8 protein-coding genes are annotated in these 9,893 nt (G+C 49.6%); all 8 read right to left on the bottom strand.

The genetic code is table 11. From position 1 onward, the window contains the following. Positions 1-113 precede the first annotated feature (113 nt). The 8 genes from ACI31J_RS05535 to ACI31J_RS05500 all read right to left on the bottom strand — a co-directional run bounded on the left by ACI31J_RS05535 (position 114) and on the right by ACI31J_RS05500 (position 9,712). Complete coding sequence (locus tag ACI31J_RS05535) at positions 114-1,535, bottom strand: basic amino acid/polyamine antiporter (RefSeq protein ID WP_439773441.1); 1,422 nt, start codon at positions 1,533-1,535, stop codon at positions 114-116. 16 nt (positions 1,536-1,551) lie between these two features. Then, positions 1,552-2,022, bottom strand: a complete 471-nt coding sequence (locus ACI31J_RS05530; protein WP_439773440.1) for an arginine repressor — start codon at positions 2,020-2,022, stop codon at positions 1,552-1,554. A 125-nt stretch (positions 2,023-2,147) separates the two neighbouring features. Further along, entirely contained in the window at positions 2,148-3,380 is a 1,233-nt protein-coding gene (gene arcA, locus ACI31J_RS05525) for an arginine deiminase (protein ID WP_439773439.1), read from the bottom strand. A 217-nt stretch (positions 3,381-3,597) separates the two neighbouring features. Continuing rightward, complete coding sequence (locus tag ACI31J_RS05520; protein ID WP_439773438.1) at positions 3,598-4,614, bottom strand: serine hydrolase domain-containing protein; 1,017 nt, start codon at positions 4,612-4,614, stop codon at positions 3,598-3,600. A gap of 110 nt (positions 4,615-4,724) precedes the next feature. After that, positions 4,725-6,563 (bottom strand): ABC transporter ATP-binding protein, encoded by a 1,839-nt coding sequence (locus ACI31J_RS05515; protein ID WP_439773437.1) that lies wholly within the window; start codon positions 6,561-6,563, stop codon positions 4,725-4,727. Next, positions 6,529-8,289 carry an ABC transporter ATP-binding protein gene (locus ACI31J_RS05510; protein WP_439773436.1) on the bottom strand — a complete coding sequence of 587 codons (1,761 nt, stop codon included), beginning with the start codon at positions 8,287-8,289 and terminating at the stop codon, positions 6,529-6,531. The genes ACI31J_RS05515 and ACI31J_RS05510 overlap by 35 nt, the downstream gene beginning before the upstream one ends. Then, the gene (locus tag ACI31J_RS05505) at positions 8,286-8,750 is read right to left on the bottom strand and encodes a MarR family winged helix-turn-helix transcriptional regulator (protein ID WP_439773435.1); all 465 of its coding nucleotides are present in this window, start codon (positions 8,748-8,750) and stop codon (positions 8,286-8,288) included. The genes ACI31J_RS05510 and ACI31J_RS05505 overlap by 4 nt, the downstream gene beginning before the upstream one ends. Before the next feature lie 116 nt (positions 8,751-8,866). Then, entirely contained in the window at positions 8,867-9,712 is an 846-nt protein-coding gene (locus ACI31J_RS05500; protein ID WP_439773434.1) for a hypothetical protein, read from the bottom strand. Positions 9,713-9,893: the final 181 nt, after the last annotated feature.

Genomic DNA, 9,893 nt, shown 5'->3' with positions numbered 1-9,893 from the left:
CACAAAGCGGGTTTGGTGATAGCCATTTTTTGCAGACTGGACATAAAAAACGAGGCGAAAAGGTGCATCTTTCAGCACCTTTTCGCCTCAGTTTGTTTTGCTATCGAGCAAGCTTAACCAACGGCAATCGTACCGTTAATAACGAGCCAGATGGCAACAACAGACAATACAAGGATCAAAGTCATGACCCACTTTTCGGCAGTGGTCATCTTGTGGTTGTTTTCCTTGCATGCCAGGTAGTAAATGTAGAAACCAGGAATGAAACTGATCGTAACCAGCAGAACTTCTTGCCAACCGGCTAAGAACATGCATGCGAACATGAAGGCAGCGGAGAGCAAACCAATAGTGAATTGTCCCCATTCACCCTTTTCCTTACTGTACTTCATTTGGTAAAGACCAACGAAGAGGTAAGAGAACAGGATGGCAGCAGAACAAAGTGAGTAGGCGAATTCGTAAGCCTTCTGCGTGAACAGCAGTGAGAACAGGAAGATCGTCTGCAATACACCAGTGATCATCAGAGAAGCCGTTGGGGCGTTCTTGGCGTTGGTGTCACCCCAAAGCTTTGGCATTGCCTTATCTTCGGCAACCAGCATCGTCGTTTCGGCTGGCAGCATCGTCCATGACAGCCAGGAAACAATGGTGGAGATAATCAGACCAACGTTAATCAGGATTGAACCCCAGTTACCAACCGTCATTTGAAGAACGTGACCAATAGCAGGTTGACCCATTCCGGCTAATTGAGCACGAGTCAGAACACCATAAGGCAGAATAGAAATCAGTACGTAAACTAATACCAAGAGGCCGTAACTGATCAGCGTAGCTTGCTGAGCAGAGCGCCGGGACTTAGCACGGTGGCCCATAACAGAGGCACCTTCAACCCCGATAAATACCCAGATCAGCGTCATCAGGGTACCCTTCATCTGGCTCCAAGTTGAACCAGTGGTCGTCCCCTTAGAGGCGTTGTTGGCAACGCGGCCCCAGAAGTCGGCAGTGAACATGCCGCCCTTGAAGCTGACGATCATGATGATGATGAAGATAATCAGTGGCAGAACCTTGCAGATCGTCCCGATCATGTTAACGAATGAGGCCGTTTCAACACCATTGTTAACCAGAATAGTCAATAACCAGCAGAAAATAATAGCTACAATGATTGACGGAACGTTCTGACCACCCTTAAACACTGGGAAGAAGGTCCCCAGTGAAGCCATCAGCATCGTGGCAAAGGCAATGTTACCCAGCCATGCTGACAGCCAGTAGGACCAACCAGAGATAAACTCACCCATTGGTCCGAAGCCAGCGCCGGCATAAGAGAAAATCCCGGCTTCAAGATCTGGCCGTTTTTCAGATAAGTTATTCAGCGAAAGAACTAACAGCAAGAAACCTATACCTGCAAAGACCCAGGCAAGAAGTGCTGGACCTGGTGCAGCGGCAGCTGAGACATCACTAGTGATCCCAAATATCCCAGTACCAATACATGAACTAACAATCAGGGCAATTAATTCGCCCTTACCGATACCTTTTTTCTCAGTATCCATTTATATCCCCTCGTTTCTACAAAATGCGCGTGTTAATGTGCTTCGTAATCAGATTATAGACCAACTTGGCATCCGCATTATCCTTACTGATAATGATCAAGGTGTCATTTCCCGCGATTGTGCCGACAACTTCTGGAATATCAAGCTCATCGAACATCCCCGCTAAAATTGTCGCATAACTCGAATTCAGTGCCGTCTTGACAACGTTCAAGAACTGCACCGTTTCGATCGTCCGGACATTATCATGAATTCCCTGGTAAAGCCGGTTAAAGTCGTGTTCAGGCGCTAAGTGCAGCTGAACATAGTAAGTGTGTCCCTTACCATCATTGGCTTTGACAATATTAAGCGCATGAATGTCACGAGAAATGGTCGCCTGGGTTGTTTCAACTCCGGCCTCTGTAAGGAGTTGCAGCAGCTCATCTTGGGTCTCAATCTTACGATCATTGACTAATTGCTCAATAAATTTCCTTCTCGCTTTTCGATCCATTCGCGGTCCCTCTCAATAAAGTGGTTACACCTAAATAATACTAGAAAAAGCAGCAAAATTATACCCTTCCTCCGTGATTGTCTAAGAGTAAACGGATAATATTTGCTGCTTTCGTTTAGTTAAAATTACTTCTTAAGATCTTCACGAACAATTGGGCAGGACATGCACCGTGGACCACCACGACCACGTGATAATTCACTTGACCGAACCTCATGAACGAGAATTCCGTGCTTACGCAGCAAATCATTTGATACATAGTTCCGGTCATACGTTACAACTTCACCTGGTGCAATCGTCAGGGTGTTGGAACCATCATTCCATTGTTCACGTGGAGCAACGATTGGGTCGCCATTCCCAGTTGGGATAAGGTCGATTTCAGGTTCGTCCAGGGCTTCTTCCAGAACGTGCTGTAAGTCAGTCCGGTGCTTGATTTCGATCTCGCCATCCTTGCCTGGGTGCAGGATGTAAGTGTCAACCTTACCATGTTCATCCAAGATTTGCGGGTGAACAGTGAACTGGTTGTAGTTGATCATCGTAAAGACGGTGTCAAGGTGCATCATGGCGTGGTTGTGTGGAATGTGAATAGCAATAACCGTGTCGTAGTTGGAATCCTTGAAGAGGTTCCGTGCGATGTCCATGATGGCATCTGCTGACGTCCGTTGTGAAATACCGATGGCGAATACGTGGTCGCTAAGTACCAATTCGTCCCCACCTTCGATCCGGGTGTCGTGGTAACGGTCACGCCATACATGTACGCCCTTGTTTGCGAAACGTGGGTTGTACTTGATGATGTATTCAGTGAAGAGCGATTCACGTTGACGAGCCTTGAAGGTCATGTGGTTGATGGTAATACCGTCACCAATGGAAGCTTGTGGGTCACGAGTGAAGTAGGCGTTTGGCATTGGATCCATGAAGAATGGGTAGTCCTTGTCTTCGGCCATTTCAGCAAGTGAAACAAACTTAACATCGATCTCGTCCTTACGAACACCGGCGATGATCTTGTCAACCATTGCTTGGGTATCCATACTGAGCAAGTATTCCTTCAATGCATCGTGGACAGCACCAGCTGCGTAGCCAGATTCGGCCAGCATTTGTTCAAGGAACTTGTCCTTAACTTGACTGTCTTGCAGAGCTTCTGCGGCTAACTTGGCGAAGTATAATACTTCAATCCCTTGCTTGCGCAGCGTGTCAGCAAAGTAATCGTGTTCTTCCTGTGCAATTGGCAGGTATGGAATGTCATCGACAAGCATCCGGTGAAGGATGTCAGGGTAAACATTTTCAATTTCGTGCCCTGGTCGGTGAAGCATAACTGTCTTCAGCTTTCCAATTTCAGATGTTACATGAATTGGACTTTGCATATACAATCACTCCTTTTAGAGATTCACTTGATTACGTAATATATAATAACACGTATGTAACCGTTGTCAAATGCCTATTTAACACTATTTTGTGTACTTATACATTCGGATGTATCAATTTAAGTTGGCTCCCTCATTTTATGCATTAGATAGGGGCTGATTGTATAATCTGCGTCAACTGTATGCATGAAAGTTGAATAATAATTTCACAAACTTTTTATTTAACTTTTTCCCGCAGGTAGGTGGCATAGATTCGGTCCCGTTGATCAAGGTATTGCTGGTTACGCGCGGTGGGGTGGACCCGGTTTGATAAGACGATCAGGCCCTGGTCAGATTGCCGGTCGAGGATCAGCCAGGTCCCGGTAAAGCCGGTGTGGCTGATCAGCAGGTGCCCATCGCCCCGGTCATGCAGCAGCTTCCATCCCAAAGAGCGGCTGTGCGGTCCTGGAATGGGGGTCTGGTCTTTGAACATGGCATCAACCAGCTCGCCACTAAGCAAGCCGCCCAGATTGTTTTCGACCAGTTGGCGCCCGAAAATTGCCAAATCATCCAAGCCGGCAAACAGTCCGGCACAGCCGCAGTGCTCCCCCAGGATGTAGCCCTTAGGGTCGTGAACCTGACCGCGGATCAGCCCCCGCTTTTCCTGGATCTCCGTCGGCACGGCCGCTGCGGGAGCCGGCTGGAAGGTGGCGGTGGTCATCCCCAACGGCTTCAGCACCCGTTGGCTGATCACCGTCTGCACCGACCGATCGCAGAGCCGCTCGATGATCCAGCCGAGGTAAAGGTAGTTGACATCTGCATACCGGATCTGGCGGTTCAGGGTACTATCAACGGTCTGGCTGGTGAGAAAGGCCCGTTTCAGCTGGTCTGCCGGCAGCTCATTGCGGTGAGGAATGTAGCCGTGAATTCCTGAAGTATGGGTCAGGAGGTTGCGAATCGTCGGCCGGGGATCGGTGAATTCCGGCAGGTACTCTTGAACCGGATCGTCCAGGCCCAGTCGGCCCTCCTGGATAAGCATTGCTACTACCGGTACCGTCCCGACAACCTTAGTCAAGGAGGCCAGGTCAAACAGCATCCCCGGCCGCAGTCTTTCACGAGTCGGCTCCAACTGGGCCCACCCGCGCGTAGCCATCCATTCTTTTTTCCCGTCGAAAAGCAGGTAGGACATCCCCGGAACGATGCCCTCATCAACCATTGCATTCAATTGCTTAATCGTTTCTTGATACTGTTCCATCTTTTAAACTCCTTTAAAATATCCTTTTCATTTTATAACCCACCTCCGTGAAATGACAGCGTCTGGCAAAATAAAAAAAGCCGCCTGCAAACAGACGACTCCCTTTTAACTTAAATTGTTTGTCCCATGAATTGGCTGTTGTATAAGTCAGCGTAGAATCCATTGGCACTCATCAGCTGGTCATGGTTCCCAGTCTCAATGATGTGCCCATGGTTAACCACGATGATTTGTTCGGCGTTACGAATTGTCGACAGCCGGTGGGCAACGACGAAGCTTGTCCGCCCCTTTTGAAGATCATTCATGGCATTCTGGATCAAGGCTTCGGTCCGGGTGTCAACAGAACTAGTCGCCTCGTCGAGGATCAAAATCTCCGGATTAGCCAGGAAGGCCCGGGCAATCGTCAACAACTGCCGCTGCCCCTGGGAAATGTTGGAGGCCGACTCGTTTAAGACCGTTTGGTAGCCATCTGGCAGCTCCCGAATGAAGCTGTCGGCATAGGCCAGCTTGGCAGCCTGGTAGACTTCCTCGTCGCTGGCGTCTTCCCGGCCAAAACGGATATTCTCCATAATCGTCCCGGTAAACAACCAGGTATCCTGGAGAACCATCCCAATATGTTGCCGCAAGTCATGACGGGTCATCGATCGGGTATCGTGGCCGTCAAGGTAGATGTGCCCACCCTGAATCTCATAAAAACGCTCCAGGAGGTTGATGATGGTGGTCTTCCCTGCTCCAGTTGGTCCAACAATTGCGACCATGTGTCCGCTTGGTGCTTGCAAGTTGAAGTCTTCAATCAACGGCTCGTCTGGCCGGTAGCTGAACTGAACGTGTTGAAATTCAATCTTCGGGACCGGCTTAGCAGTCAATGGGTGATCTTGAACCAGTTTCTCACTCATCTCCGGTGCATCCAAAACGGCGAAGATCCGTTCGGCAGAAGCCACCGTCTGCTGAATAGTACTGCTCAGGTTCGCAATCTGGGTGATCGGTTGCGAAAACTGGTTGGTGTATTGAAGGAAGGCCTGTACATTACCTAACGTAATCTGGCCGTGGATAACCTGGATGGCCCCCACTACGGCAACCATCAGGTACCCCAGGTTACGGATGAAGTTCATCAATGGAAAAATCAGGATAGAAAAGAACTGCGCCTTCCAAGCTGCCCGGTAGTAGTTATGGTTCTTTTCAGCAAACTGCTTTTCCTCGTCCGCTTCCTTGTTAAAAGTGCGGACAATCGTGTGACCGGCGTAGGTTTCCTCGACCTGGCTGTTAATCTTCCCCAGTTCAGCCTGCTGCCGGCTGAAGAGCCGCTGAGCAGTTGGCGCCACAAAGGCCACCACTGCCAGGCTCAGCGGGATGGTAAGCAAGGCGACCAACGTCAGTTTCCAACTGATCGTGATCATCAAGATCAGTACCCCAACGAAGGTAATCACGCTGGTGATGATTTGAATGAAACTTTGCTGAAGAGTCCCGGCAATGTTATCCATATCGTTGACCATCCGGCTCATGATATCACCATTGCTGTGGGTATCGTAAAAGCTGACGGGCACCCGTCCCATCTTTTCCTCCAGGTCCTGGCGGAGGTTGTAAACCACCCGTTGCGAGATTCGGGTCATGATGATTTGCTGGGCAAAGCTGAACAGTCCCGAGAAAACGTACAGCAGAATCACCGTCACCCCGATCATCATGATCCGGTGAAAGTCAATCGGTAACGTCGTTAGGTGGTGGCCGGCCTTAATCATCGCGTAGCCCTTCATCACCCCGTTGTAGATGATTGTCGTGGCCTCCCCCAGAATCTTCGGGGCGATGATCGACAGGATTACTGAAACAATTGCCAAAAAGATCGAGAAGATCACGCCGGCCTTCCATGGTCGCAGGTAGTCGATCAGCCGCTTGGTGGTCGGCCAGAAGTGCTTAGGCTTTCTAGTCTTGGCTGGTGCGTTGTGCACGTTCTTCATCTCCCTTCTGAATCTGTGAGTTAACAATCTGCTGGTAGGTCTTGTTATGGGCCTTCAACTCGGCATGGGTCCCTTGACCGACAACTTTTCCATCATCCAGCACGATGATCAGGTCGGCATCTGCAACCGTTGAAACCCGCTGAGCCACAATCACCGTCACCGCCTGCTGGATCTGGCTGTCGTGACGCAGTGCCTGCCGTAATTCAGCATCCGTCTTGAAGTCCAGTGCCGAGAAGGAATCGTCAAAGATGTAGATGGAGGCCTGCTTGATGATCGTCCGAGCGATCGCCAACCGCTGCCGCTGACCACCGGAGAAGTTATCCCCGTTTTGTTCAACTGTCGCATCCAGACCACCGGCCTCCTTTACGAAGTCCGCGGCCTGGGCAATATTCAATGCCCGCCACATCTGCTCATCGGTGGCCTGAGCGTTGCCAAACTGCAAATTAGACCGGATCGTCCCGGTAAAGAGCACCGCCTTCTGTTGGGTGATCGAGATCACCTGGTGAAGATCGTGCTGACTGAGCCGTTCGATTGGTTGGCCGTCAACCTCAATCTGACCACTTTCAATGTTGAAAAGCCGTGGAATCAGATTTACCAGGGTCGACTTCCCAGAGCCAGTTCCCCCGATGATCGCCAGGGTCTGCCCCGCTTTGACCTTAAAGTTAAGATCCTGGAGGGCTAATTTTTCTGCGCCATCATAGCGAAAATCAACGTGGTCAAACTGAAGTGATGCTGGATGGGCCGGGTCAATCTTGACCTGTTGATCTTCCGGCAGGTCGGCAACACTGATCGGCATGTCCAGAACTGCGTTAACCCGGCTCGCTGAGGCAGACGCCCGGGGTACAAATACGAAGACCATCGACAGCATCATGAAGCTAATCATGATCTGGGTCGCGTAGGTCATGAAAGCAATCAAATTCCCCACCTGCATTGTCATGTTGGCAATCAAATGACCACCCAACAGGATGATACCAACATTAGTCAGACTGAGAATCAGCGTCATTACTGGAAAGAGGAAGGAGACCAGGGTAAAGGCTTTGATCCCGGTCTGGGTGTAGTCTTCGTTGGCCGCCTTGAAACGGTCCTGTTCGCGCTGCTCCTGACGAAAGGCGCGGATAACCCGCACCCCGGTCAGTCCTTCACGAAAGACCAGGTTGATCTTATCGGTCTTCTTTTGGATGCTCTTGAATAGCGGCACCGCAAAGTACATCACGATCACCACCGCCACAGCCAAAATCGGCAAACTGATCAAAAATACCCGGGTCAGCCGTGGCTCCCGAACATAGGCGAGTACACAGGCCGCCACCAGCATGATTGGTGATTGAAGCATCATCCGCAACACCTGAACCATCACGTTCTGGATCTGGACAATGTCATTTGTTGAACGAGTAATCAGCGAGGAGTCGCCAAAGGTGTTAACCTCCTTGCTTGAAAAACGCAGCACCTTGCTGAAGATCTGCCGACGTAGCTTTTCCCCGACCTGCATGGACTGGGTGGCAGCGAAGTAAACATTCCCCCCCGCGGCGATCAGACCAATAGCCGCTACCAGAAGCATCAGACCGCCTTCACGCCAAATAAAGTGCATGTTTTGCTGCATGATCCCTTTATCAACCAGGTCGGACGTAATCGTCGGCAGGTAAAGGTCACAGGCCACCTGAATCAACAGGAAAATCACGGCTAAAGCAGTTGCCCACCAGACTAAGTTCTTCTTGGCAATCTTAATCACTTATCTTCATCCCTTTCCTTATTCTTCAATGCCTCACTATAGTACTTATGGAGTTGAACCTGCATTTTATCAACTACTTGAATGAACTGTTCGCGCTCGGCAGGAGTAACATCGGCAAGCAGGCACGCTGCAAATGCGGTCCGGTGCTTATCCAGTTGAACATGGAATTGACGCCCCTGGTCGGTTAGGTAGACCCTGATCATTCGGCGGTCCTGTTCATTGCGCCGGCGAATCACGTACTGTTTACGCTCCAAGCGCTCCAAAACCTGAGTCAGAGATCCCGGCTTAATCTGAGCCAGACCAGCTAGTTCGCGCTGAGTGCAACCCTCATGTCGGGCAATCAGTTCAATAATGCGTCCTTGGCCGCGGAAATTGGACGGCAGGTCAGAATAATGGATGGTGTTATTGATGTCCTTAACTAATCCCGCCATGCGTTTAAAAAATTCTTCATCAGTGATCACTACGTGCGTTCCTCCTCGTGTAAAATAGTTAGGTACGTAACGATTGATTATTGTACTACACGATCTTTAAAATTTAAACAAAAAATACCTGGGATTTCTCCCAGGTACTTGTTAAATTATGGCTGATCGGACAGAGTACCATTCTCGGCACTTGGTGATTGCTGGCCGGTATTAGCGGATTCATTGGCAACTCCAGTATTAGCACTGCCGTTGCTGCGAGTAACCGAACTGTTGCCGCGGTAGCTGCGGTAGCTTCCTCCAGTAGTACCACCATTAGTACTCCGGCTCGTAACAGCACTGCTAGTACTATTCTCACCGTTATCACTGCTTGTCGTGCTGCCACTACTATCTTGTGAACTGGCAGTGCTTGACGAACTAGCACTGCTGCTAATAGAACTTATTGCACTGTATGAACTGCTACTGCTGTCTTTCGTAGCCGAATCCTTGATCTTCAAATGTTTAACCACTTTTTTGTTCCCGCGGCTAGCCGTGATGTCGTAAGTCCCCACCGTATCAAAAGTGAACGAACGGTTAACGGTACTATCCGTCTTGCTTGGCTTGAACGTGGCTACAACGATTCCGCTCTTATGTCCCTTAATGACCACCTTTGTCTGCGGGGAAATCAGGAACTTAACCTTGGCCACCCCGTTCTCATTCAAACGGGCAGTCTTCTTAAAGCTAAGCGTGATATCCTCGTCTGCCGTTGGTTTGACTGCTGACGATGATTTGCTCGTCTTCGCTGGAGCAGGCGCTGCACTTTCCTTATGGCCGGTAAACGAGGTGACACCGATTCCCACCAGGCTGCCCACGAGGACAATGACCAGCAGCCAGTTCACAAAGACTCGGCTTCCGCTAACAACATTATAGCCACGCCGGGTGTCCCTAAGCTGGCTAAAGTACCGCATGACCAACAAGATTGCTGCAATGATTGCAATGATTATCAATAGATTTTTAATTCGCATAACTAAAACACCATTACTCACTTAAAATTTAATTAATACATTGAAATTCTACCATGAATAACTTAACTTTTTAAGGTTATAAAACAAAAAAGCCAGCACATCCTAAAAAAGATGTGCTGGCTTAGTATCACCCGCACGGGGATCGAACCCGTAACTCCGCCTTGAGAGGGCGACGTCTTAA

This window comes from Limosilactobacillus sp. (genome assembly GCF_051873075.1).
Classification (GTDB): domain Bacteria; phylum Bacillota; class Bacilli; order Lactobacillales; family Lactobacillaceae; genus Limosilactobacillus.
Note: the sequence above shows the minus strand (reverse complement) of the source record. Positions and strands in the feature narration are given on the sequence as shown.